The organism is Nocardiopsis algeriensis, from assembly GCF_014203695.1.
Classification (GTDB): Bacteria; Actinomycetota; Actinomycetes; order Streptosporangiales; family Streptosporangiaceae; genus Nocardiopsis; species Nocardiopsis algeriensis.
In genome coordinates, this window is the sequence record NZ_JACHJO010000009.1 from 197,749 (window position 1) to 221,462 (window position 23,714).

Below are 23,714 nucleotides of genomic sequence, written 5' to 3' on the forward strand. Positions count from 1 at the left end.
GGCGGCAGGGCCGCCGCACCCGTGCGGAAGCGGGGCCGGGGACAGGTCCCCGTCGGAGCGCCCCGCTACCGGATCGGGAGGCCGGTGACGGCGCGGCCGATGATGAGCTTCTGGATCTCGCTGGCGCCCTCGAAGATCGTGAAGATCGTGGCGTCGCGGTGCCAGCGCTCCACCGGGTACTCGCGGGTGTAGCCGTTGCCGCCGAGCAGGCGCATGGCGTTCTGGGTGACGTAGGTGGCCGTCTCGGCCGCGTAGAGCTTGCTCATGGAGCCCTGCGCGTTGTCGAAGTCCTTGCCGTTGCGGGCCATCCAGGCGGCGCGCCAGACCAGCAGGCGCGCGGCGTCGATGCGCGTGGCCATGTCGGCCAGCTGGAAGGCCACCCCCTGGTTGTCGCCGAGCGGCCTGCCGAACTGCTCGCGCTGGCGGGTGTAGTCCAGGGCGTACTCGTAGGCGGCGCGGGCGCAGCCCACGGCCATGGCGCCGACCGAGGGCCGGGAGGCCTCGAAGGTCTTCATCGCGGCCTGGCCCTTGGAGCGCTTGCCCTCGCGGGCGCGGGCGAGGCGCTCGTCGAGCTTCTCCTTGCCGCCCAGCAGGCACGAGCCCGGAACGCGCACGTCGTCGAGGACGACCTCGGCGGTGTGGGAGGCGCGGATGCCGTGCTTGGAGAACTTCTGGCCCTGGCTCAGGCCGGGGGTGCCCGGCGGCACGACGAAGCTGGCCTGGCCGCGCGAGCCGAGCTCGGGCTCGACGGAGGCGACGACGACGTGGACGTCGGCGATGCCGCCGTTGGTGGCCCAGGTCTTGGTGCCGTTGAGCACCCATTCGTCCTTGGCCTCGTCGTAGACGGCGCGGGTGCGGATGGCGGAGACGTCGCTGCCGGCGTTGGGCTCGGAGGAGCAGAAGGCGGCGAGCTTGACGTCCTCGGGGGTGCCGAACATCTGCGGCGTCCACTCCAGCACCTGCTCCTGGGTGCCGTTGCCGGCCACGGCCACCGCGGCCAGCGCGGTGCCGGTGATGGACAGGGCGATGCCCGAGTCACCCCAGTACAGCTCCTCGAAGGCCACGGGGATGCCGAGGCCCGTGGGCTCCAGCCACTGGTTGGCGAAGAAGTCGAGGGAGTACAGGCCGATCTTGGCGGCTTCCTGGATGACGGGCCACGGCGTCTCCTCCCGCTCGTCCCACTCGGCGGCGGCGGGGCGGATGACGTCGGCGGCGAACCCGTGGGCCCACTCCTTGATCTCGCGGACGTCCTCGCTCATCTCCAGGCTGAAGCCGGGCGCGGGGGCCTCACTCATGCGCTTACATCCTTTGTCGGACCCTCGGGGGAGGGTGGCCAGCACGTGTTACCAACGGTAACAGTCAAACGTGCCGGCGGACAATGCCTCCCGGCCCGCGAAGGGGACCGGTGTCCTCGGACACCGGTCCCCGGGGTCGAACGGCACTGCGGGCGGAGGCCGCGGGTCGAAGGCGGCGGGAGGCCTCAGACCTCCTCGCTGTGCTTCTCCAGGAAGGTGTAGACGTCGTGGTCGTCCACACCCGGGAACGGTCCCGTGGGCAGCGCCGACAGCACGTGCGAGTGCGCCCGGGCCGAGGGCCACACGTTGCCCTCCCAGCGGGCAGCGAGGTCCGCCGGCGGGCGCACGCAGCACTCGCCGGTCGGGCAGTTGGACTTGGTCCGGTTGGTCGTCTCCCGCCCGCGGAACCAGCGCGACTCCTTGTAGGGCACGCCCAGGGTGATGGCGAAGTTGCGCTCGCGGCTGGGGTCCACGTGGGCCACGCACCAGTGGGTGCCGTTGGGCTTGTCCGTGTACTGGTAGTAGATCGAGTACCGGTCCGGGGAGGCGAAGACCTGGCGCCCCGACCACTGGCGGCACATCCGCTGCCCCTCGATGGCACCGGACTCGTCGGTGGGGAAGATGAGCCCGTCGTTCTCGTAGGCCTTGTAGATGATGCCCGTCTCGTCGTTGCGGATGAAGTGGCACACCAGGTCCAGGTGGCGGTAGGCCAGGTTGGTGAACCGGTGCGCGGCCATCTCGTAGGAGACGGAGTAGACGTCGCGCAGGTCCTCCACCGACAGGTCCCGGGCGTGCTTGGCCTCCTGCAGGTAGTCCACCGCAGTCTTCTCGGGGATGAGCACGGCCGCCGCGAAGTAGTTGGCCTCCACCCGCTGGCGCAGGAAGTCGGCGAAGTCCTCGGGCTGCGTGTGGCCCAGCACCACGTGTCCGAGGGTCTGGAGGAGGATCGTGCGCGGGCTGTGCATGCCCAGCGTGGTCTCGCGCTTGAGGTAGATGCGCCGGTTGACGTGGTCGGTGAGGGAGCGGACCGAGCGGGGCAGGTCCTGGACGTAGCGGAGGCCGAAGCCGTGGTGGGTGGCGATGGCCAGGATCTGGCCCTGGGAGAGGGCGCCGGCGGAGTAGTTGACGGCGGCCAGGGTCTCGGCCGCGGCCTTCTCGATGTGCTCGAAGTAGTTGCCGCGCTCGCGCATCTGGCGGCGCAGGTCGGCGTTGGCCCGGCGCGCCTCCTCGGGGGTCGCGGTGGGCTTGGCGCTGCGCCGCTTGAGCTCGTCGTAGAGCCCCACGATGTGTTCGAGCACGTCGTTGGGGACCCGCTTGCCGACCTTCAGGTGGGGGAGGTTGAGCGTCTGGTAGAGGGGGTCGCGCTGGGCCTCCTCCACCGCGATCTCCAGCTGCGCGCGCCTGCTGGGGGGCTGCTTGGACAGGAGTTCCTCGATGGAGACGCCGAGGGCGCTGGAGAGGGAAGTGAGAAGGGAGAGCTTGGGCTCACGTTTGCCGTTCTCCAGCAGGGAGAGCTGGGAGGGCGCCCTGCCGACGCGTTCTCCCAGGTCGGAGAGGGTCATGCCCCGCGCCCTGCGGAGATGACGGAGTCTCTGGCCAAAGGTGACGAGATCCAGGTCACCTGTCAAAGACGGTATTTCTTCAGCACCAAAGTACGCCATGCGTTCATAGTACGGAAAGAATCGACGATCTTCACCCGATTTTGAGTGGAAAAGCCTTGGTTCTTCGCCAAGAATTCTAGTTACCGGCGGGGAACTTACCGCCTGGGGCTCAGCCCCTGGCCCGGGTTCGGACATCCCTCGACCGGTGCGAACACCTTGGGGACTACACGTAAGGCGGGAACGCACATGAGCACCAGCGCTCGACGTCAGGAAGCCAGCGCGGCACTGCAGCGAGAGTGGGAGACCAACCCCCGGTGGGCCGGTATCGAGCGCACCTACTCCGCCGACGACGTGATCAAGCTGCGCGGCTCCGTCACCGAGGAGCACACCCTGGCCCGGCTCGGCGCCGAGCGGCTGTGGGACCTCCTGCACAACGAGGACTACGTCAACAGCCTCGGTGCCCTCACCGGCAACCAGGCCGTCCAGCAGGTCCGGGCCGGCCTGAAGGCGATCTACCTGTCCGGCTGGCAGGTCGCCGCCGACGCCAACCTGTCGGGCAACACCTACCCGGACCAGAGCCTCTACCCGGCCAACTCCGTCCCGGCCGTCGTGCGCCGCATCAACAACGCCCTGCTGCGCGCCGACCAGATCAGCTGGGCCGAGGGCGACGAGAACGCCCCGCACTGGCTCGCCCCGATCGTGGCGGACGCCGAGGCCGGCTTCGGCGGTGTCCTCAACGCCTACGAGCTCATGAAGGGCATGATCGCCTCGGGTGCGGCGGGTGTGCACTGGGAGGACCAGCTGGCCTCCGAGAAGAAGTGCGGCCACCTGGGCGGCAAGGTGCTCATCCCCACCGGCCAGCACGTCAAGACCCTGAACGCCGCCCGCCTCGCCGCGGACGTGGCGGGTGTCCCCTCCCTGGTCATCGCCCGTACCGACGCCCAGGCCGCCACGCTGATCACCAGCGACATCGACGAGCGCGACCAGCCGTTCGTCACCGGTGAGCGCACCGCCGAGGGCTTCTACCGCTTCCGCAACGGCGTCGACGCCTGCGTCGCCCGCGGTCTGGCCTACGCGCCGCACTCCGACCTGCTCTGGATGGAGACCGGCACCCCGGACCTGGAGGTCGCCCGCGACTTCGCCGAGCGCATCAAGGCCGAGTACCCCGACCAGATGCTGGCCTACAACTGCTCGCCGTCCTTCAACTGGAAGCGCCACCTGGACGACGCGACCATCGCCAAGTTCCAGCGCGAGCTGGGCCACATGGGCTACAAGTTCCAGTTCATCACCCTGGCCGGCTTCCACTCGCTGAACTACTCGATGTTCAACCTGGCCAAGGGCTACGCCCAGAACGGCATGACCTCCTACGTCGAGCTCCAGGAGGCGGAGTTCGCGGCCGAGGCCCAGGGCTACACCGCCACCCGCCACCAGCGCGAGGTCGGCACCGGCTACTTCGACACCATCAGCACGACCATCTCGCCCGAGGCCAGCACCACGGCTCTCACCGGCTCCACCGAGGAAGACCAGTTCTCAGCGGCTCACTGACACTGGTCTTCGTTCCCCGGCGGTCGTCCCTCCCCGCTTTCGTGGCTGGGGCGGGGCGGGACGACCGCCACCCCCCTAGCCGTCGGCCATGCGCGCTCCGTGTCACACGCGCATGGCCGACGGCTTTTCCATGGCCGCTCCCCCTCCCGGCGAGCGGCCGCGGGCGTTCTCCCGGCGCGTCCCCCCGACGGCGCCTGGCCCGGTGCCTAGGCTTGCGGCGGGCACGTCCCTCGTGCCCGACCGACGAGTCTCCGGAGGTATCCGTGGCACTTCCCGACACCGAGAACACGTTCCTGGCCGCGCTCGGCCGCCCGCTCGCCGCGCTGGCCCTGGCCTCCGCGTTCGCCCTGGGCGCCGCGGCCTGCGAGGACCCGGCCGGTGACGGCACCCAGCAGCAGGAGAACGAGGGCGAGGGCGGCGGCGGCCCCGGTACCGAGCAGGAGGACACGGACGACACGGACGACGACCCCGGCACGGACGGGGACGACATCGGGGACGGGGACGACGGGGACGACGGGGACGACTGAGCCCGGATGCGGCCCGAGGGCGCCGGCGCGTAGATTCGACGGGTGAGCGACAAGACCCCTACCGACACAGGCGGCGTCCCCGCAGCGGCGCCCCGACCGGCCTCCCTGCCCGACCGGCGCCTCCTGGCCTGGGAGATCGTGTGCGTGCTGGCGCTCTCCCTCGGCGCCGCCGCGGTCTCGGCCCTCATCTCGTTCCTGGGCGTGCTCACCGCGCCCGAGTCCCTGGCCGAGCACACCGCCTCGCTGGTGCGTCCGCAGGCCGACCAGCGGCCCTGGCTCGACCTGACCCGCCAGCTCTACCTGGTCGCGGCCGGGCTGGCCCCCGTCCTGCTCGTGGTGTACCTGCTGCACCGTTCGGGGGAGTCGGCACGCACGATCGGCCTCGACGTGCGCCGCCCCCGCTTCGACGCGGCCACCGGAGCACTGCTGGCCGCCCTGATCGGTGCCGGCGGACTGGCCGTGTACGTGGTCTCCTGGCACCTGGGCCTGACCGTCACCATCGCGCCCAGCGCCTTGGAGGGCCACTGGTGGGACGTGCCCGTGCTCGTCCTCCAGGCCGCGAAGAACGGCATCCTGGAGGAGGTCGTCGTCATCGGGTACCTGCTGCACCGGCTGGGTCAGCTGGGCTGGTCCCCGTGGAAGGCGGTGCTGGCGAGCTCGGTCCTGCGCGCCTTCTACCACCTGTACCAGGGTGTGGGCATGTTCTTCGGCAACCTGGTGATGGGCCTGGTGTTCGGCTGGTTCTACCACCGCTTCGGCCGCGTGGTGCCGCTGGTCGTGGCACACACCCTGATCGACGTGGTGGCCTTCGTCGGCTCGGTCTACCTGATCGGGCGCCTGGACTGGCTGCCGGGCTGACCCCGCCCCGCCGCGACGGCGTCCTCGAGGTAGCGGGGCCGCCCCAGCAGCGCGCCGGCCCCGGCGTTGACCAGGACCAGGAACAGCACCAGGAGCAGCGGCGCGTGCCAGCCGCCGGTGAGCTCGTACAGCAACCCGAACAGGAACGGTCCCGCACCGCCGGCGAGATAGCCCAGACTCTGGCTGGAGGCCGACAGCGCCGCGGTCCCCGCGGCGGTGCGGGTACGCAGCGCGAAGCTGGTCAGCGCGAAGACGAAGCTGCCCATGCCGGTCCCCAGGAGCGTGGTCCACAGCCACACCCCTGCCACGGGCGCGAACCACAGCCCGGCCAGGCCGCCGAGGTAGGCCAGGGCGAAGAAGGCCACGAACGGCCGCTGGTCGCGCGTGCGGGTGAGCAGGGTGGGCAGCATCAGGGACGCGGGCACGCCCAGGAGGGAGAGGTAGGACAGGGCCAGGCCCGCGCCCTGGGCGCCCATCCCCTGGTCGCGCAGCATCTCGGCGTACCAGCCGAACAGGATGTAGGCGACCGAGGACTGGGTGCCGAAGTACAGGACGCTCTGGAGGCCGATGCCGGTGCGCAGCACCTGCCGGAAGCCGAGCGCCTGCGCCGGGTCGCCCGGCGCCGGTTCGTGGCGCAGCACGAGGAGCCAGGGCACGGCGGCCGCGACGCCGAGGAGGGCGTAGGCCCCCAGGGCGATCCGCCACTCGCCCGTCGCCTGCTGCACGGGGACCGTGGCCGCGGCGGCGATCGTGGTGCCGAGGGCCAGGCCGGTGGTGTAGACGGTGGTCATCAGGCCGACGCGGTCGGGGAAGTGCTGCTTGACCAGTCCGGGGAGGATGACGTTGCCGATCGCGCCGCCCGCGAGCGCCAGTGCGCTCAGGGCGAGGAAGGCGAGGGGCTCGGAGACCACCGCGCGGGCCGCCAGGCCGACGGTGAGGGCCGCCAGGGCGACCACGACGAGGCGGTGCTGGCCCAGGCGCCGGGCCAGGACGGGGGTGAGGCCGCCGAAGAGGGCGAAGCACAGGACGGGAAGGGTGGTGAGCACACCCGCCCCCACGGCGCTCATGCCCAGGTCCGCGGTGACCTCGCCGAGGACGGGGCCGACACTGGTGATGGCGGTGCGCAGGTTGAGGGCCGCCAGCGCGATGCCCGCGGCGAGGAGGAGCAGGGCCGCGGTCGGCAGGCGGTCAGAGGTCTCGGGGCGGGACGTCGCCCCGGCCGTCCGGGAGGCGGATCGGGTACTCATGAAGGATCGCTCACATATTCGTAGGATGACCCGATGTACTTCATGAGGATAACGCATTGACACTCCGCGGCTCTTCCCTCTCGGTACTGGTCTAAGCTCCGCCCTAACACTCCGTACCTGCGCTGGTCCTGTCATCCGGCGACCCACCCCCAGGAGGTTTACGCGTGCCCCTCGCCTCGACACGCCGGACCGGTCTCGTCGACCAGGTCATCAGTCAGCTAAGGGCCCAGATCGATTCGGGCGAGTGGGGCATCGGTGACCGCATCCCCACCGAGTCGGAGCTCTCCGACCAGCTCGAAGTGGGCCGCAACACGGTCCGCGAGGCCGTTCGCGCCCTCGCCCACGCCGGCCTGCTGGAGATCCGCCAGGGCGCCGGCACCTTCGTCCGCGCCACCAGCGAGCTCGGCGGCGCCCTGCGCCGCCGCCTGGAGCGCTCCCGCATGCGCGAGAACCTGGAGGTCCGCCGCGCCCTGGAGGTGGAGGCCGCCCGCCTCGCCGCGATGCGGCGCACCGAGGAGGACATGGCCGGCATCGACCGCGCCATGGGCCTGCGCGAGAAGGCCTGGCGCGAGAACGACATGGCCGCCTTCGTCGAGGCGGACTTCACCCTCCACCGAACGGTCGTCCACGCCACCCACAACCCGCTGCTCACCGACCTGTACGACGACATCGCACAGGTCGTCTACGAGAGCATCGCACACACCGCCTACGGGCAGGGCGAGGGGGCCGAGCGCCCCTCCCTCACCGCCGACGGCGTCGACCACTCGAAGTTGGTGGAGGCGATCCGCTCCGCGGACCCGGCCGCCGCCGTCCGCGAGGCGGCCTGCTACATCGACGAGCTGCTCTCCCTCACCGAGGACGGCGTCTGACCCGCGCTCCGCTCACCCCTCGGCGGTGCGCGCGGGGGTGTCGCGCCGCGACCCGCCGAGGGAGCGGGGGCGCCCGTGCCCGGCACGCTGCTCCGCCGAGCCCTCCCAGCCGGCGACCCGCGACGGGTCCAGGCCGAGCAGGTCGAGCGTGCTCTCCCCCGCGCAGACCGCGTCGATGATCTCCTGTTCCCGGGAGACGCTGCTCACGGTCTCCGAGATGATCGTGCCGACCTGGCCCCGGGGCAGGCAGACGACGCCGTCGTCGTCGGCGACGATCCAGTCGCCCCTGCGCACCGCGAGCGGGACGGGCCCGGACCCCGCCATGCTGATCTGGCGCCCCACCGATCCGCCCGCCTCGTGGCGGGCCTCTCTGACCGAGACGCCCGTGCCGAACACGGGCAGGCGGTGGCGGGCGACGGCGCCGATGTCCCGGACACAGCCCTCCAGGACGATGCCGCGCACGCCGCGGGCACGGGCCGCGGCGGCGAGGACCCCGTCGACGTAGCCGTACTCGGACTCGCCCGCGACATCGACCACCAGGGCGCAGTCCCGGGGGGCCTGGGCGACGGCGACGTGGAGGGCGAGGTTGTCGCCGGGGGTGCACTGCACGGGAAGGGCGGAGGCCGCGAACGAGGCCCCGGGCCACAAGGGGAACAGGTGGGTGCCGAAGGGACGTGCGCCGCACCGCGCCAGCGCCACAGTGCCCACAGCCGTCAAGGTATCCGCAAGCGCCACGTCAGCCTCCCACTCACACCCGCGCCCGGTGCGGCCGACTCGGGCCGGCCGCTTCCATACTCATGGGTAACTTAAGCGCGATGCAAGGCGTGCGCCGAGGAAACACGTAAAAATGCTACCGGTGGTTACACTTTGGAGCCGAGAGCGCTCTCCCGGGCACCCCCGGTGACGGAGGCCCCGGCCCGGCACTCATCCCCGCAGCCACTCGGCCGGCTTCTCCCCTCCCCGCCGCTCCTTGCGCACCCACAGGTGGTCCCATGTCTCCACGTGGCCCACCTCCGGGACGGAGCGCACCGTGTCCAGGGCCTCCACCAGCCGGCGGCGGTCGGGCGCGGTGAGGGTCCCCACCACGTCGTAGCGGCCGAACCCGCTCGCCAGGAAGGAGACCCTGGGCATGTTCGCCAGCACCGTCCCCAGCGCCTCGGCATCGCCCCGGCTGCGCAGGCCGAAGCCGAGCTGCTCGTTGGCGCCCACGGCCGAGGGCTCCACGACCGCCGTCACGTGCACCACCCCCGAGTCGATCAGGCGGACCACCCGCGAGCGCGCGGCCGCCTGCGACAGACCCACCTGGCGCGCGAGGTCGGCGTAGGAGGCCCGGCCGTCCCGCAGGAGGTGGCGAACCAGACGCCAGTCCAGCGCGTCCAACTCGACGTCACGGAGTTCGCGCACACTGCTGTGGGCGTCCTTGAACACGGAGTTGGCCCGGAAGACCTCCGCGCCGTCCACCCCCGGCAGCGCGCGCAGCTCGGCGAGCTCCTTGGTGAGGGCGGCGTCGTCGGCCACCCGGACCTGGGCCACCGCCGGGAAGCGGCCCGCCGTCTGCGCGGCGAAGGTCACGGCCTCGCGCTCCCCCAGCGCCTCCATCAGCGGCCCCACCGCACCCGTGACACGGAACGAGACACACCCGAGGACCTCCATGCCCACCACCCCGGCGTGCAGCACGCCGACGATCCGGATCGCCCCCGACTGGACGAGATGGCGCACCCTGGCGCGCACCGCCGTACGGGAGAGGCCGACCCCGTCGGCCAGGGCCTGGAACGTCGCCCTGCCGTCTCCCTGCAACGCGCGCATGAGTGCCGCGTCAACCGCATCGAGCACTGTGGTGCCTTTCCTTCCCATGACACCGCCCTCCCCCGGGCGATGCCCCCTCCTGCGGCCCGATCATCGCAGCTGCGGCAGCTGTATCACTACAGATCGCCAAAGAAATCGGCCGATTCCCCCCTTTGACCGGCCCGAAAGCCTTCCGCAACCCCCCATCCGGGGATTCCAAAGCACATAACAGACTCGTATAGAACATCCCTAATAAGGGAGTAGCCGTGCACACAACCCCGGCAAAGCGCCACACTGATGGCACGGGACGTCAGGATGCCCCAGGGAGACGCGGACCCCGGTGGGGGACGAGAACGGTGCAGTGCGCGGTGTCCGAAACATGACAGGATTCCGAGAGCCTGCCGTCCCGCTTCTGCCGCGCATCCGCCCTGCCGCGGCCGCGGTGCCGGACGGCAGCGGGCGCGGGCCGAACGGCCGCGGCGGAGGACGGCACAGGACTCGGGGCCGGATCACCGTCCCCTGGAGAGGAAACACTGGTGTCAGCCGAGGATGAGGGACAGGCAGGACGACCCGCCCGTCCGAGCGCGGGACGGGCGTTGCTGTGGACGGCGGCCTCGGTCCCCCTCCCGGGTATCGCCCACCTGAGGATGCGCCGCTGGGTGCCCGGGGCCCTGATCCTGGGCGTGTACCTGGCGGGGGTGGCCGCCCTGGCCTTCTGGATGCTGCGTCTGGGCAGCGGCGGCTCCCACGCCCTGGCCTCCGTGGCCGGCATGGCGGTGAGCAGCCGGTGGCTGCTCACCGCCATGGGCGTGGTGTTCGCCGTGACGGTGCTGTGGCTGACCGTCGTCGTGCACTCGTGGGTGATCACCCGCCCGGACACCGCGCCCCGGGGAGTGCGCCTGCTGAGCGGTGCGGTGGTCGTGCTGCTGTGCACCGTGGTCGGCGTGCCCTCCGCCCTGGCCCTGCACGGCGGCTACACCGCCTACGAGACCTTCAGCAGCGTGTTCGGCGGGCCCGAGCGCGACGACCTGCCCCCGCACGACGACGCCGACCCCTGGAACGGCGCCGAGCGCGTCAACGTCCTGCTGATCGGCTCGGACTCGGCCGACAACCGCTACGGGGTGCGTACCGACACCATGATCGTGGCGAGTCTGGACCCCGAGACCGGGAAGGCCGTACTCGTCGGGCTGCCCCGCAACCTGGAGGACGCCCAGTTCCCGGAAGGGTCCGCCCTGGCCGAGCTCTACCCCGCGCCGATGGGCTTCGACCTGCTGCTCAACGACGTGTACCAGACGGTCGCCGAGGCGCCGGACGAGCTGGCGGTCAACCCGCACGTGCCCGACCCCTCCGCCGACACCCTCAAGGCGGTCATCGGCCACAACATCGGCCTGGCCATCGACTACTACGCGATGGTCGACATGGCGGGCTTCCGCGACCTGATCGACGCCATCGGCGGTATCGAGGTGTTCATCGAGGAGCCGATCCCCTACGGGGTGCACGGCGGGGTGCTGGAAGAGGGGCGGCAGGTGCTGGACGGCCACGAGGCCCTCTGGTACGGGCGCTCGCGCGTCAACAGCGACGACTACGGGCGGATGGGCCGCCAGGGCTGCCTCATCAAGTACGTGGCCGAGCAGGTGGAGCCGACCACCGTCCTCACCAGCTACCGGAGTCTGGCCGGGGCGACCCAGCGGACACTCACCACGGACATCCCGCAGTCGAAGGTGCCCGCGTTCATCGAACTGGCCGACCTCGTCACCGACAGCGGGGAGATGAGCACGCTCCAGCTCTCCCCGCCCCAGGTCAACACGGCGGCCCCCGACTGGGAGGCCGTCAAGGCCCTGGTCGCCGAGGCGGTCGGCCTGGAGCCCCCGGCGCCCTCGGCCGACCCGTCTGCCCCCGACTCCGCTCCGAGCGCGTCCGCCGAGCCCGTCGAGCCCACCGACGACACCGGTGAGGAGCTGACCGAATGGCAGGAGTACACCGGTCTGGCCGAGCCCGAACCCGCCGACCCGGGGCGCCAGGTGGGTTCCGACGCCACCAGCCTGGACACCCTCTGCCCCTGACCGACCGGTCTGCCGAGGCCTCCGCGAGGTGCTGAAGGGGCGCCGCCCGTCCGGGCGGCGCCCCTTTCGCGTCTGCGGGGCGCGGTGCCCCGCGGAGCGTGCCGTGAAACCCCGGGCACACGACGTGACCGGTGCCGGTCAAACGGACGCGAGGCGTTGCCGGGCGGCGAAGGTCCGTGTGACGCTGGCGCGGTGACCTCCGCGCAGTTGCTCACCCTCGTCGCGTTGGGCGTCTTCCACGGCGTACACCCGGGTATGGGGTGGCTCCTGGCCGTGGCCAGGGGACTTCAGGAGGGCGGGCGGAGGGAGGTCGTACGGTCGCTTCCCGCGATCGCGGCCGGGCACGCGGCGAGCATCGCTGTCGCGGCGGTCGCCGTGACCGTGACCGGGTCGGTCACCGCGTCGGTGCTCTTCCCCGTGATCGGCGGCGGCGCGGTCGTGCTGGCGGGGCTGGCGCTGCTGCTGTCGCGGCGCCACCTCCACCGGGACGGAATCCGGATGCCCCTGTGGCAGCTGACCGCCTGGTCGTTCGTGATGTCCTCGGCGCACGGCGCCGGGCTGATGCTCATGCCCGTGTTCGCGGGCGACCTCGCGCACGGCGCGGGGCACGGTGCCGCACACGGTGCGGGGCACGGCGCGCACACGGCCCCGGTCGCCGTCTCCTCCGGGGCGTCCCCCGAGCTGGCCCCCGTGCCGGCCGGGGAGACCTGGAGCCTGTGGGACGCGACGCTGACCGGCCTGGCCGCGGCCGGCGTGCACACCGCGGCGATGCTCGCCGCCTGCGGCGCGGCCGCGCTGATCGCCCATGACTTCTTCGGCGTGCACGCGCTGCGGTGGCGCGGGGTCACCATGGACCGCATCTGGGCGGTGACCCTGGTTCTGGGCGGCCTGTACGTGCTGTGGTCGGTCTGGTGACGGCGGCCACGCCCGCGAAAATATCCCTTACGTCGGAAATCTCCGGACTCCTCCAGAAGTTGACCCCCGTGAGAGCCCTGCCGGAACACCCCGGCACGAGTGAAAGCGGAGGGTATGGCACACAGAACCGTGCTGCCGAGAAGCCGGTGGAACGGGTTGATCATCGCCGTCGGAATTCTCGTCGTCCTCGCCGTCGTCGCGGTTCTGGGCGCCCGCTGGGCGGCCCGCAACGACATCCTCCCCGTCTCCACGCCCTGGGGGCCCGACTGCTCCGTGTGGACCGGGGACGGGCAGGTGCAGCTGGAGCGCGACCAGGCCCGGCGGGCCACCACCGCCGCGGCGGTCCAGGCGCAGGGCGACGCCGCTCCGATCGAGGCGCCCGACACCGGCGACATCCCCGACGAGGTGATGGAGGTCCTGGTCCACGGCCCCGAGGAGGACGCCGGCCCTTCGCTGACCTGCCGCTCCGTCAAGAACCCCGATCTGGAGGTGGAGTCCGACCTGGAACCCTCGGGCCTGACCCCGCGCGGTCAGCACCTCAAGGACGGGCTGGAGGAGCACTTCTCCGACCTGAGTCTGGGCGGCTACGTTCCCGGGGGCTACGACACCGGCCACGGCGAGGGCTCGGCGCACTACGACGGCCGGGCGATCGACATCTTCTACCGGCCGGTGAACGAGGACAACCGGCGGGCGGGCTGGATCATGGCGCACTGGCTGATCGCCCACGCGCCCGACTACGAGATCGACGTCGTCATCTTCGACGACCGCATCTGGAGCACCTACTTCCCGTCGCTGGGATGGCGCCACTACGAGGCCGACCCCGACAACGAGATCCTGCGCCACCTGGACCACGTGCACGTGGACGTGCAGCGGGGCCAGGAGGACTGACGGGCGGGTCCGGGCGCGAGCCCGGGCCCCGCGCGCTCAGTTGTCCAGGCGGAAACCGAGTTTGAGACCCACCTGGAAGTGCGCGACCTCCCCCTCCTCGATGTGTCCGCGGATCTCCGTGACCTCGAACCAGTCCAGCTGGCGCAGCGTGGCCGAGGCCCGGTCGATGCCGTTGCGGATGGCGTGGTCGATCCCCTGCGGCGAGGTGCCGACGATCTCCGTGACCCGATAGGTGTGGTGGGACATGTGGGACCCCCTGCGTTGTCGGTTGCACTGTCGCGCCGGGCGCGACCCCCGTTCCCTGCCTCCCCCGAATCCCCCTGCATCACACAGGGAAATGAAGAAACTCCGTTCGGTGACCAGCCGAAAAAGTTCCGCCCTTTGCCCTGTGCAGAGAAAGTCTTTGGTCCCGCTTGACCTTCTTTTGGTGCGGCCGGCGCGGGCCCAGGCGCCCGGAAGCCGCTCCCCGCCCTGCTCACGGCGCCTCCGCACCCCTCCGACCTGGGACAGAGGTTCTTTGCCCGACGGGACTGTCCCGAGACAACGTCGTAATTGACTCTTGACGTACCCCAGGGGGCAGCGGTGTACATTGGGTCTAGGCGCTTCGGTCCCCCGTCGAGGCGCGGGTGATGTTTCGGGCCCCCGTCGAAACATCACATGCGGCGCCGGGTGGTTTGCCCCCGTAACCACCCGGCGCCGTCTTCGTGTCTCCAGGACCTCACTCCAGCAGGCGGCGGGCCCGCTCCAGGTCCCCCGGGGTGTCGCAGTCCTCGACGGCGCGTTCGCCCGCGGCGACGGTGCGCGGTCCCAGCGGTCCCAGCAGCCCGTACAGGGACCGGCCCGTGTAGCGGGCCAGGGCGTCCCGGACCGCTTCGGTGCGCCACACCCCCGCCAGCCACTGCTCCCGGCCCGAGGCGTCGGTGAACACCGCCCCGGCCGCGTCCCCGCCGACCGCTCCGGCCAGGAGTTCCAGGTGGCGTGCGGCCAGATGGGGCATGTCGGCGGCCAGCAGTGCGAAGAGCGGCCCCGCCACGTGCGCCAGGCCGGCGCGCAGGGCGGGGACCGGGCCCGAACCCGGCGGGTCCTCGCGCACGTAGAGGGCGGCGGGGCTCGGCCGGGGCGGCCCCACCACGACCACGCGGGCCTCGCTTCCGGCGCCGTTGTGGTCGCGCACCGCGCCGACGACCCTCTCCAGCATGGTGCGTCCCGCCACGGCCATCCCCGGCTTGTCGGCCCCGCCCATCCGGCGGGCCGCGCCTCCGGCGAGGACCACCGCGTCCAGTGTCTGTGGAGTGCTCACACCCCCAGCATGGACCACTATCCCTTGACGCAGACCACCTGGCGCAGGTGCGCGACCACCTCGACCAGGTCGGTCTGGGCGCTGATCACCGATTCCAGGTCCTTGTAGGCGGCGGGGATCTCGTCGACCACGCCGAGGTCCTTGCGGCACTCCACGCCGCGCGTCTGCTCGGCCAGGTCCGCCGCGGTGAAGGTCTTGCGCGCCTTGCTGCGGCTCATGCGGCGCCCCGCCCCGTGCGAGGCGGAGTGGAACGAGGCCGGGCTGCCCAGTCCGCGCACGATGTAGGTGCCGGTCGCCATCGAGCCGGGGATGATGCCGTAGTCCCCCTTTCCCGCGCGGATGGCGCCCTTGCGGGTGACGAGCACGTCCACCCCGTCGTGGGTCTCCTCCGCCACGTAGTTGTGGTGGCAGGAGATCCACTGCTCGAAGGTGGTCCCGGGCACCTGCTCGGCCAGGACCCGGCAGGCCAGGCCCATCATGACGTCGCGGTTGCGCCGGGCGTAGTCCTGGGCCCAGAACAGGTCGCGCCGGTAGGCGTCCATCTCCGGGGTCCCCGCGAGGAACACCGCCAGGTCGCGGTCGGGCAGGTCCTGGTTGTGCGCCAGCCCCCGGGCCCGTTCGATGTGGTGGTCGGCGAGCTCCTTGCCGATGTTGCGCGAGCCCGAGTGGAGCACCAGCCACACGGCGGCCTCGTCGTCCAGGCACACCTCCAGGAAGTGGTTGCCGCCGCCGAGGGTGCCCATCTGCCGCAGCGCCCGCTCCAGGCGGAAGTGCACGGCCGGGGCCAGGTCGGCGAAGCCGTCCCAGAAGCCTTCCCAGCCGGTGCTGCGCAGACCGGGGACGGAGGCGGGGTCGACGGGCTCGTCGTGGGCGTGGAAGCCGACGGGGACCGCGGCCTCCAGGGCCGAGCGCAGGCGCCCCAGGTCGTCGGGCAGCCGCTCGGCGGTCAGCCCGGTGCGCACCGCGGTCATGCCGCAGCCGATGTCCACGCCGACGGCGGCGGGGCTCACGGCGTCGCGCATGGCGATGACCGAGCCCACGGTGGCACCCTTCCCGTAGTGGACGTCGGGCATAACCGCGAGTCCGTGCACCCACGGCATGCGGGTGACGTTGCGCAGCTGCTTCATGGCCGCGCTCTCGACCTCGTCCGGGTCGGCCCACATGCGGATGGGTACGCGATCCCCCGGAACCTCGGTGTAGGGCATGGCAGGCCACCTCCCCTTCTGAAAAGGCCTGTGTCGTCCGGGGCGCCCGCGGGCGCCCCGGACATCCAGTCAGACGTGCGGGGGAAGGTCAAACGCTTTTCCCGGGTCAGCCTCCGATGGCGGACATGGGCCGGGCGGGCTGGAGGAAGCTGGGGTCGTCGATCCCGTGTCCGGGCCGCTTGCCGGCGACCGCGGCCCGCCAGCCGGCGGCGATCTCCTCGTCGGTGGCGCCGCCCCGCAGCAGGGAGCGCAGGTCCGACTCCTCCCGGGCGAACAGGCAGTTGCGCACCTGTCCGTCGGCGGTGAGTCTGACCCGGTCGCAGGCGCCGCAGAAGGGGCGGGTGACCGAGCCGATGACCCCGACCGTGGCCGGGCTCCCGTCGGGGAAGGCCTCCCCCCTCACGTGGAACAGTTCGGCGGGTGCGCTGCCGCGCGTGTCGGCGTCGGCGGGGACCAGCTCGAACTCGCCCTCCAGCAGCCGGAGGATCTCGTCCGCGGTGATCATGGTGTCGCGCCGCCAGCCGTGCTGGGCGTCCAGCGGCATCTGTTCGATGAAGCGCAGTTCGTAGCCGTGGGCGATGCAGTGGCGCAGGAGCTCGGGTGCCTCGCGGTCGTTGACGCCGCGCATGAGCACGGCGTTGACCTTGACGGGGGTGAGTCCGGCGTCGGCGGCGGCGGCCAGGCCGGCGAGGACGTCGTCCAGGCGGCGGCGCCGGGCCAGGGTCTCGAAGACGTCGGGGCGCAGGGTGTCCAGGGAGACGTTGACGCGGTCCAGTCCGGCCTCGGCCAGCGCGGAGGCCGTGCGCGCCAGCCCGATGGCGTTGGTGGTGAGGGCGGTGTGCGGACGCGGGGACAGGGCGGTGGTCCGGGAGACGATGTCGACCAGGCCGCGGCGGAGCAGGGGCTCGCCGCCGGTGAAGCGGACCTCGGTGATGCCGAGGCGGGTCACTCCGATGCGGATCAGTCGGAGGAGTTCGTCGTCGGTGAGCAGTTCCGGCTTGGGCAACCACTCCAACCCCTCGGGTGGCATGCAGTAGGTGCACCGGAGGTTACAGCGGTCGGTGAGCGACACACGCAGATCGGTTGCCACTCGCCCATAGGAGTCGGCCAGCACGGGCGCCACCCTCTCAGTCCGTGTCCCTGAACGGGCACGACACGTCCCCGTTCAGGGAATTTCAGTAGCTAAGCGTAGAAGATCACCTTTTGCATCAAGTACGTACATCGCGGCGGAAATTGTGTTTGCTTACACAGCACCAAACGTTGTCGCCCTATGGGGTGGTTCAGTACACACTGATCCCTACGCCCCCGATGCCCCGTGCAGCGCCGTATACACATGGCTTCCCGAAGCCGTAGGGTGCCTCACGGGAATCGTCGCAGACGAGGACGTCGACAGGAGGCGAACGGTGATCGCACGCGAATGGTCCCTGGCGGGCGGCCCCCTCGGGTCGGAGCGGCTCGCGGCACGGGCGTGGGCGCCCGAGAGAGGCGAGCCGGAGTGGATGGCGGTGCTGGTCCACGGCTACGGCGAGCACCTCGGCCGCTACGAACAGGTGGCCCGGGACCTGGTCGCGGCGGGAGCGGTGGTCTACGGTGCCGACCACCGCGGGCACGGCCGCTCCTCGGGCGAGCGGGTGCTCGTCGACGACTACGCGGGCGTGGTGGAGGACGTGCACCGGCTCGTCACCCAGGCGCGGACGGCCTACCGCACGCTGCCGCTCGTGCTCGTGGGCCACTCCATGGGCGGGCTGATCGCCGCCCGCTACGCCCAGACCCACCCCGAGCAGGTGCGGGCGCTGGTGCTCTCGGGGCCGGTCCTGGGCCGCTGGAGGGCGCTGGAGCGGATCGCGCAGGCCGAGGAGATCCCCGAGGAGCCCATCGACCCGTCCACGCTCTCGCGCGACCCGGCCGTGGGCGAGGCCTACACCGCCGACGAACTGGTCTGGCACGGACCCTTCAAGCGCCCCACCGTGGAGGCCCTGCTCACCGAGATGGAACGGGGCCTGGCGGCGGGCGGCCTGGGGGCGATCCCGCTGCTGTGGGTGCACGGCTCCGACGACCGGCTCGTGCCGGTCGAGGACACCTGGACGGGCATCGCCTCGCTCAAGGGCGAGGACTTCACCGCCCGGATCTTCCCCGGCGCCCGCCACGAGGTCTTCAACGAGACCGACCGCGACGAGGTGCTCGCCGAGGTGGTCCGCTTCGCCCGGCGCTTCGTCCCGGGCCGGGATCAGACGTAGAGCTGTCCGCGCTGGGGCGCGGGATGGGCCGTGGTCTCGGCATAGGCGGCGGCGAGCCGGTCGACGGCGTCGGCCAGCACGTCGGGCGGCCGGGTGTAGGCCAGCCGCAGATGGCGTTCCAGGGTCCCGTCTACGCCGAAGACCGGCCCGGCGGCCGGGTGCACCCCGTGGCGGACCGCCGCGGCCGACAGGGCGCTCGCCACCGGATGCGGCAGGGCGGCCCACAGGACCAGGCCTCCGCCGGGAACGCTGGGCCGCCAGTCGGGCAGCCGTTCGCGCAGGGCCGCCAGGAGGGCGTCGCGGTTGCGGCGCAGCTGGCGGCTGCGCTCGGCGCGGATGCGCATCACGTCGGCGAGCAGGTGGGTGGTGGTGAGCTGGTCCAGCACCGACCCGGCCAGGTCGAAGCGCTGGCGGACGGCCATCAGCCGCGCGACCATCGGCGGGGTGGCGCGCACCCACCCCACCCGCAGGCCGCCCCAGAGCAGCTTGGCCACCGAGCCGACGGTCAGCACCCGCCCGTCGGTGTCGTGGGCGGCCACCGGGGCGGGCAGGTCGCCGGAGTCGATGGCCAGCTCGGCGGCCGTCTCGTCCACGATCAGGTAGGTCCCCGCCCTCCGGGCCTCGCGCACCAGCACGCGGCGCTCGTCGTCGTCCATGAGGGCGCCGGTGGGGTTGTGGAAGTCGGGGACGACATAGGCCAGGCCGGGCTTCCACTGGCGGAACGCGTCGGTGAGGTACTCCATGTCCCAGCCCTGCGGTGTCACTCCGACGGTGCGCACGCGCGCCCCGGTCCGGCGGGCGGCGTCCAGGGCGTGCGGGTAGGTGGGCGACTCCACCAGCACCTCGTCGCCGGGCTGGACGAGCAGGTCCAGGGCCAGGGACACGCCCTGCTGGGCGCCGTTGGTGACGAAGATCTGCTCGGGGGTGGTGGGCAGGCCCCGCTCGACGTAGCGGCGGGCGATGGCGTGGCGCAGCTCGGGCAGCCCGTAGGGGTGGTAGCCGAGGCCTCCCACGTGCGCGGAGAGCTGCTCGGCGGCGCGCAGGGCGGCTTCGCGCAGCCCCTCCACCGCGGGGGGCGCGGCGACCCCGAGGTCGATGCGTTCGGCGCCCGGGGCGAAGGGGGAGGGCTCGCTGGTGGCCCTGTCGGGCAGAACGGTCCAGCTGCCGGCCCCCTGCCGGCTGTCGAGGAGGCGGTTGTCCCGCAGCCAGGCGTAGGCGGCGGTGACGGTGTTGCGGCTGACCCCCAGGGCGGCGGCGAGGTCGCGTTCGGCGGGCAGGCGGGTGTTGCTGGGGACCCGCCCGTCCAGGACCAGGTCGCCGACGGCCCGGGCGATGGCCAGGTAGTAGGGGCGTTCGACGGGGGCCTCGCCGATGAGTCTGGCCAGGAGGCGCCCGTTGATGCGCCGGGCCCCGCCGGCGGGCCTCTCCCCCGTCCGCCGGTTCCCGCCCCGTCTCACCGCCATACCGCTCCCTCTCGTGCGGGCGCCCGGAGAACCGGCCACCGAACCGGGCCACTTGCCAGAATTGGCACTTCACCGAAAGTGCCGCATCGTCCACGATAACGAGGTGGCACCTCGCGCGGACAGCCCCCCGCCGCAACCGGGCCCCTCCCGTCACCGTCAGAAAGGGCGACTGCCTCCGTGTCCGCCAGTCTCGGCCAACGCCTCTCCTCCGCCGTGGGCAGGGTGGTGATCACCCCTGTCCTGCCTTCGCCCCGGCCGCGCAGGCTCGTGCAGCTGTACACGGGCCTGGTCCTGTACGGCCTCAGCGGCGCGCTGCTGGTCGACTCCGACCTCGGCACGATGCCCTGGGACGTCCTCCACCAGGGGCTGTCGCTGCGGGTCGGTCTGAGCATCGGCACCTGGAGCATTCTCGTGGGCGCCGCGCTGATGCTGCTGTGGATCCCGCTGCGGCAGAAACCCGGCCTGGGCACCCTGAGCAACGTGGTGGTCGTGGGGACCACGGTGGACCTGTTCCTGTGGCTGCTGCCCGGGAGCGACTCCTTGGCGGTGCGGGTGCTCCAGCTGGTGCTGGGCACCGTGGTGTGCGCCGTGGCCACCGGCTGCTACATCGGCGCCGGCCTGGGCCCGGGACCGCGGGACGGTCTGATGACCGGCCTGGCCGCCCGGGGCATGTCGGTGCGCCTGGCGCGGACCTCCCTGGAGGCGGCGGTCGTGGCCACGGGGTTCCTCCTGGGCGGCACCGTGGGCGTGGGGACGCTGGTGTTCGCCCTCTCCATCGGCCCCCTCACGCAGGTCTTCCTCCCCCTGCTGCGGATGCCCGAGCAGACTCCGGAGACCTCTGCCCTGCCGGAGGGCTAGGCCCTGTTCTTTTGGATCATCTCGGGCTGCACGGCCGCCAGGCGTCCCCTTGCAGCGCCGGAGAGCTTGCAAAGCCCGCCAGACTGAGCCGCGCTCCCCGCCTCGCAAGGGAACACCTGGCCGACCGTTCGCCGAGGAATCGGCTCCGCCGATACGGCGAGAGCATCCAAAGAACAGGCCCTGGAAGCGGCGCTGTCCGGGTTCGGCCACTGCGCCACAACTTCTACCCGGCAAAGGCCCCCAATTGCGCATATATCCCCATGCACCTACCGATGCACGTGCAGATACGGGTGGCACGCCCTCTCCGGAGAGGGGAGTATGGGCGAGGACCGGTCCGGGAGGGCTTCCGCGCACCCGCCTTTTGGCCTGCCGCCGCTTGGGCACATTAGCGGGTAGAGCAGGTACAGGGGGTAGGAGGCAGGCGGCGGACGATCCAGAAGTCACCGACCGCAAGAACTCATGCGACGAGATCGGGGTGAGCCGCGTGCCCGGCAGGATTGAAGACTACGCGTTGATCGGCGACATGCAGACCGCCGTGCTGGTCGGACGCGACGGTTCCATCGACTGGGCCTGCCTGCCCGACTTCGACTCCTCCGCCTGCTTCGCGGCGCTGCTCGGCGACGAGCAGAACGGCCAGTGGAGCCTGCGGCCCGCGGAGGGCGAGCACCGGGCCACACGGCGCCGCTACCGGGGCCACACCCTGGTCCTGGAGTCGGAGTGGGACACCCCCACCGGGACCGTCCGCCTCATCGACTTCATGCCCCCGCGCAGCGGCGCCCCCCACATCGTCCGCATCGTCGAGGGGGTCACCGGCACCGTCCGGATGACCACCACCCTGCGCATCCGCTTCGACTACGGCCACGTGGTCCCCTGGATGCACCGCACGGGGGCCGAACTGGTCGGCATCGCCGGACCCGACGCGGTCTGGCTCAGCACGCCCATCCACCTCCGGGGGCACAACTTCGCCCACGACGCCGACTTCACCGTCACGGCCGGCCAGCGGGTGCCGTTCGTGATGACCTGGCACCCGTCCCAGGTGGAGGAGTCCGACCACCTGGACGCCGAGAAAGCGCTCTCGCGCACCGAGCGCTTCTGGGAGGAATGGGCCGGCCGGTGCACCTACGAGGGCCCCTACCGGGAGGCCGTCGTACGCTCCCTCATCGTGCTGAAGGCTCTCACCTACCGCCCCACCGGCGGAATCGTCGCCGCGCCCACCACGTCCCTGCCCGAGGAGATCGGCGGGGTCCGCAACTGGGACTACCGCTACTGCTGGCTGCGCGACGCCACGATCACCCTGGAGGCGCTGATCCGCTCGGGCTACACCGACGAGGCCCTCGCCTGGCGCGAATGGCTGGCGCGCGCGGTCGCGGGCGAGCCGCAGCTGATGCAGATCATGTACGGCATCCGCGGGGAGCGGAGGCTGACCGAGTGGGAGGCCGACTGGCTGCCCGGGTACGAGTACTCGCGGCCGGTGCGCATCGGCAACGCCGCCGTGGGCCAGTACCAGCTGGACGTGTACGGCGAGGTCATGGACGTGCTGCACCTGGCCCGCCGACAGGGCATCCGGGGCGGCGAGCACCTGTGGGGGTTGCAGCGCTCCCTGGTCAACTACCTCGAATGGTGCTGGGACGAGCCGGACGAGGGTCTGTGGGAGGTGCGCGGCCCGCGGCAGCACTTCGTGCACTCCAAGGTGATGGCGTGGGTGGCCGCCGACCGCGCGGTGCGCAGCATCGAGGAGTTCGGCAAGGAAGGTCCCGTGGAGCGCTGGCGGGCCCTGCGCGACACCATCCACGCCGAGGTGTGCGAGTACGGCTACGACCCCCAGCGCAACACCTTCACCCAGTACTACGGCAGCAAGGAACTGGACGCGGCCCTGCTGCTCATCCCCGAGGTCGGCTTCCTGCCCTACGACGACCCCCGCGTCATCGGCACCATCGAGGCGGTGCGCGAGGACCTGATGGTGGACGGGTTCGTACTGCGCTACCGCACCGACATGGAGAGCTCGGCCGACAAGCTGCCGGGGGACGAGGGCGCCTTCCTGGCGTGCAGCTTCTGGATGGCCAACGCCCTGCTGTCCATCGGCCGCCAGGAGGAGGCGCGCGAGCTGTTCGAGCGGCTGCTGTCCCTGCGCAACGACCTGGGACTGCTCGCCGAGGAGTGGGACCCCGGGGCGGGGCGGCAGGTGGGCAACTTCCCGCAGGCCTTCAGCCACGTGCCGCTGGTGACCACCGCCCTCAACCTCGCCACGCGCCAGGGCGCCTGGCGCGCCGAGTAACGGACGCCCGTCCGCACTCAGGCGGAAAGGGTCGGGGGCCGCCGGGAGCAAACACGGCGGAAAGCCCGAACAGGACGTGGATGTCGTTGCCGGACGCTAGGGTTCTGGCCATGACCAAGGACCTCAACGAGATCATGGAGAGCGGCTGGGCCAAGGCCCTGGAACCCGTCGCTCCGCAGATCGCCGCGATGGGCGACTTCCTCCGCAAGGAGGTCGCCGAGGGACGCCCCTACCTGCCCGCCGGGGAGAACGTCCTGCGCGCGTTCAAGCAGCCGTTCGAGGACGTGCGCGTGCTCGTCGTCGGCCAGGACCCCTACCCCACCCCCGGAAACGCGGTGGGCCTGAGCTTCTCCGTCGCCCCGGACATGCGGCTGCCGGGAAGCCTGCGCAACATCTTCAAGGAGATGCAGGACGACATCGGCACGCCGATGCCCTCCAACGGCGACCTGACCCCGTGGACCGAGCAGGGCGTCCTGCTCCTCAACAGGGTGCTGACGGTGCACCCCGGCAAGGCCGGGTCCCACCGGGGCAAGGGCTGGGAGGCCGTCACCGAGCAGGCCATCCGGGCCCTGGCCGGCCGCGGCAAGCCGCTGGTGGCGATCCTGTGGGGCCGCGACGCGCGCAACCTGCGCCCGATGATGCCGGGTGTTCCGTGCGTGGAGTCGGCCCACCCGAGCCCGCTGTCGGCGCGCAACGGCTTCTTCGGGTCCAGGCCGTTCAGCCGCACCAACGCCCTGCTGGAGGAGCAGGGCGCCGATCCGGTGAACTGGCAGCTGCCCTGAT

21 protein-coding genes are annotated in these 23,714 nt (G+C 71.7%); 11 read left to right on the top strand and 10 right to left on the bottom strand.

Annotated features, from left to right (window positions below):
* Window positions 1-65: 65 nt before the first annotated feature.
* On the bottom strand, window positions 66-1,295 hold the full coding sequence (locus FHS13_RS15950; protein ID WP_184292706.1) for an acyl-CoA dehydrogenase family protein: 1,230 nt from the start codon (window positions 1,293-1,295) through the stop codon (window positions 66-68).
* 185 nt (window positions 1,296-1,480) lie between these two features.
* Entirely contained in the window at window positions 1,481-2,923 is a 1,443-nt protein-coding gene (locus FHS13_RS15955; RefSeq protein WP_184292707.1) for an XRE family transcriptional regulator, read from the bottom strand.
* A gap of 219 nt (window positions 2,924-3,142) precedes the next feature.
* Here FHS13_RS15955 and aceA point away from each other — a divergent pair, with 219 nt between their 5' ends.
* From aceA to FHS13_RS15970, 3 genes are all read left to right on the top strand, one after another.
* On the top strand, window positions 3,143-4,441 hold the full coding sequence (gene aceA, locus FHS13_RS15960; protein ID WP_184292708.1) for an isocitrate lyase: 1,299 nt from the start codon (window positions 3,143-3,145) through the stop codon (window positions 4,439-4,441).
* A 263-nt stretch (window positions 4,442-4,704) separates the two neighbouring features.
* Entirely contained in the window at window positions 4,705-4,968 is a 264-nt protein-coding gene (locus FHS13_RS15965) for a hypothetical protein (RefSeq protein ID WP_184292709.1), read from the top strand.
* A gap of 42 nt (window positions 4,969-5,010) precedes the next feature.
* Window positions 5,011-5,826, top strand: a complete 816-nt coding sequence (locus FHS13_RS15970; RefSeq protein ID WP_184292710.1) for a CPBP family glutamic-type intramembrane protease — start codon at window positions 5,011-5,013, stop codon at window positions 5,824-5,826.
* Here FHS13_RS15970 and FHS13_RS15975 read toward each other — a convergent pair.
* Window positions 5,790-7,073 (bottom strand): MFS transporter, encoded by a 1,284-nt coding sequence (locus FHS13_RS15975; protein WP_184292711.1) that lies wholly within the window; start codon window positions 7,071-7,073, stop codon window positions 5,790-5,792. The two genes, FHS13_RS15970 and FHS13_RS15975, sit on opposite strands and share 37 nt — an antisense overlap.
* A gap of 164 nt (window positions 7,074-7,237) precedes the next feature.
* Here FHS13_RS15975 and FHS13_RS15980 point away from each other — a divergent pair, with 164 nt between their 5' ends.
* Window positions 7,238-7,942 carry an FCD domain-containing protein gene (locus FHS13_RS15980; RefSeq protein ID WP_184292712.1) on the top strand — a complete coding sequence of 235 codons (705 nt, stop codon included), beginning with the start codon at window positions 7,238-7,240 and terminating at the stop codon, window positions 7,940-7,942.
* Between the two features lie 12 nt (window positions 7,943-7,954).
* On the opposite strand, the gene FHS13_RS15985 is transcribed toward FHS13_RS15980, so the two are convergent.
* Together FHS13_RS15985 and FHS13_RS15990 are read right to left on the bottom strand one after the other, a co-directional pair.
* Window positions 7,955-8,650: an RraA family protein gene (locus FHS13_RS15985; protein ID WP_184292713.1), complete on the bottom strand. Its 696-nt coding sequence runs from the start codon at window positions 8,648-8,650 to the stop codon at window positions 7,955-7,957.
* A 216-nt stretch (window positions 8,651-8,866) separates the two neighbouring features.
* On the bottom strand, window positions 8,867-9,775 hold the full coding sequence (locus FHS13_RS15990; RefSeq protein WP_184292714.1) for an AsnC family transcriptional regulator: 909 nt from the start codon (window positions 9,773-9,775) through the stop codon (window positions 8,867-8,869).
* 488 nt (window positions 9,776-10,263) lie between these two features.
* Here FHS13_RS15990 and FHS13_RS15995 point away from each other — a divergent pair, with 488 nt between their 5' ends.
* From FHS13_RS15995 to FHS13_RS16005, 3 genes are all read left to right on the top strand, one after another.
* Window positions 10,264-11,790, top strand: a complete 1,527-nt coding sequence (locus tag FHS13_RS15995; RefSeq protein ID WP_184292715.1) for an LCP family glycopolymer transferase — start codon at window positions 10,264-10,266, stop codon at window positions 11,788-11,790.
* Between the two features lie 192 nt (window positions 11,791-11,982).
* Window positions 11,983-12,705 (top strand): cell wall anchor protein, encoded by a 723-nt coding sequence (locus FHS13_RS16000; RefSeq protein WP_184292716.1) that lies wholly within the window; start codon window positions 11,983-11,985, stop codon window positions 12,703-12,705.
* Window positions 12,706-12,819: 114 nt separating this feature from the next.
* Window positions 12,820-13,593, top strand: a complete 774-nt coding sequence (locus FHS13_RS16005; protein ID WP_184292717.1) for a VldE C-terminal domain-containing protein — start codon at window positions 12,820-12,822, stop codon at window positions 13,591-13,593.
* 36 nt (window positions 13,594-13,629) lie between these two features.
* On the opposite strand, the gene FHS13_RS16010 is transcribed toward FHS13_RS16005, so the two are convergent.
* The 4 genes from FHS13_RS16010 to moaA all read right to left on the bottom strand — a co-directional run bounded on the left by FHS13_RS16010 (window position 13,630) and on the right by moaA (window position 17,212).
* Window positions 13,630-13,839 carry a dodecin gene (locus FHS13_RS16010; RefSeq protein WP_184292718.1) on the bottom strand — a complete coding sequence of 70 codons (210 nt, stop codon included), beginning with the start codon at window positions 13,837-13,839 and terminating at the stop codon, window positions 13,630-13,632.
* A 472-nt stretch (window positions 13,840-14,311) separates the two neighbouring features.
* The gene (gene mobA, locus FHS13_RS16015) at window positions 14,312-14,893 is read right to left on the bottom strand and encodes a molybdenum cofactor guanylyltransferase (RefSeq protein ID WP_343065052.1); all 582 of its coding nucleotides are present in this window, start codon (window positions 14,891-14,893) and stop codon (window positions 14,312-14,314) included.
* A gap of 17 nt (window positions 14,894-14,910) precedes the next feature.
* Complete coding sequence (locus FHS13_RS16020) at window positions 14,911-16,098, bottom strand: RtcB family protein (RefSeq protein ID WP_184292719.1); 1,188 nt, start codon at window positions 16,096-16,098, stop codon at window positions 14,911-14,913.
* 106 nt (window positions 16,099-16,204) lie between these two features.
* Entirely contained in the window at window positions 16,205-17,212 is a 1,008-nt protein-coding gene (moaA, locus tag FHS13_RS16025) for a GTP 3',8-cyclase MoaA (RefSeq protein ID WP_343065053.1), read from the bottom strand.
* A 289-nt stretch (window positions 17,213-17,501) separates the two neighbouring features.
* Between moaA and FHS13_RS16030 the strand changes: the two genes are divergently transcribed.
* On the top strand, window positions 17,502-18,335 hold the full coding sequence (locus FHS13_RS16030) for an alpha/beta fold hydrolase (protein WP_184292721.1): 834 nt from the start codon (window positions 17,502-17,504) through the stop codon (window positions 18,333-18,335).
* Here FHS13_RS16030 and yczR read toward each other — a convergent pair.
* Complete coding sequence (gene yczR / locus FHS13_RS16035) at window positions 18,326-19,798, bottom strand: MocR-like transcription factor YczR (protein ID WP_184292722.1); 1,473 nt, start codon at window positions 19,796-19,798, stop codon at window positions 18,326-18,328. The two genes, FHS13_RS16030 and yczR, sit on opposite strands and share 10 nt — an antisense overlap.
* Window positions 19,799-19,975: 177 nt before the next feature.
* On the opposite strand from yczR, the gene yczE reads away from it, so the two are divergent.
* The 3 genes from yczE to FHS13_RS16050 all read left to right on the top strand — a co-directional run bounded on the left by yczE (window position 19,976) and on the right by FHS13_RS16050 (window position 23,713).
* A complete protein-coding gene (yczE, locus tag FHS13_RS16040; protein ID WP_184292723.1) occupies window positions 19,976-20,656 on the top strand; it encodes a membrane protein YczE in 681 nt (226 codons plus the stop codon).
* 469 nt (window positions 20,657-21,125) lie between these two features.
* Window positions 21,126-22,931, top strand: a complete 1,806-nt coding sequence (locus FHS13_RS16045; protein WP_343065058.1) for a glycoside hydrolase family 15 protein — start codon at window positions 21,126-21,128, stop codon at window positions 22,929-22,931.
* Window positions 22,932-23,041: 110 nt separating this feature from the next.
* Window positions 23,042-23,713, top strand: a complete 672-nt coding sequence (locus FHS13_RS16050; RefSeq protein ID WP_184292724.1) for a uracil-DNA glycosylase — start codon at window positions 23,042-23,044, stop codon at window positions 23,711-23,713.
* Window position 23,714 lies beyond the last annotated feature (1 nt).

Bases quoted from the DNA above. Each gene is read 5' to 3' on its own strand.
- FHS13_RS15950 (WP_184292706.1), bottom strand. From the start codon at position 1,295: ATGAGTGAGGCCCCCGCGCCCGGCTTCAGCCTGGAGATGAGCGAGGAC.
- aceA (WP_184292708.1), top strand. From the start codon at position 3,143: ATGAGCACCAGCGCTCGACGTCAGGAAGCCAGCGCGGCACTGCAGCGA.
- FHS13_RS15975 (WP_184292711.1), bottom strand. From the start codon at position 7,073: ATGAGTACCCGATCCGCCTCCCGGACGGCCGGGGCGACGTCCCGCCCC.
- FHS13_RS16005 (WP_184292717.1), top strand. From the start codon at position 12,820: ATGGCACACAGAACCGTGCTGCCGAGAAGCCGGTGGAACGGGTTGATC.
- FHS13_RS16010 (WP_184292718.1), bottom strand. From the start codon at position 13,839: ATGTCCCACCACACCTATCGGGTCACGGAGATCGTCGGCACCTCGCCG.
- FHS13_RS16020 (WP_184292719.1), bottom strand. From the start codon at position 16,098: ATGCCCTACACCGAGGTTCCGGGGGATCGCGTACCCATCCGCATGTGG.
- yczR (WP_184292722.1), bottom strand. From the start codon at position 19,798: ATGGCGGTGAGACGGGGCGGGAACCGGCGGACGGGGGAGAGGCCCGCC.
- FHS13_RS16050 (WP_184292724.1), top strand. From the start codon at position 23,042: ATGACCAAGGACCTCAACGAGATCATGGAGAGCGGCTGGGCCAAGGCC.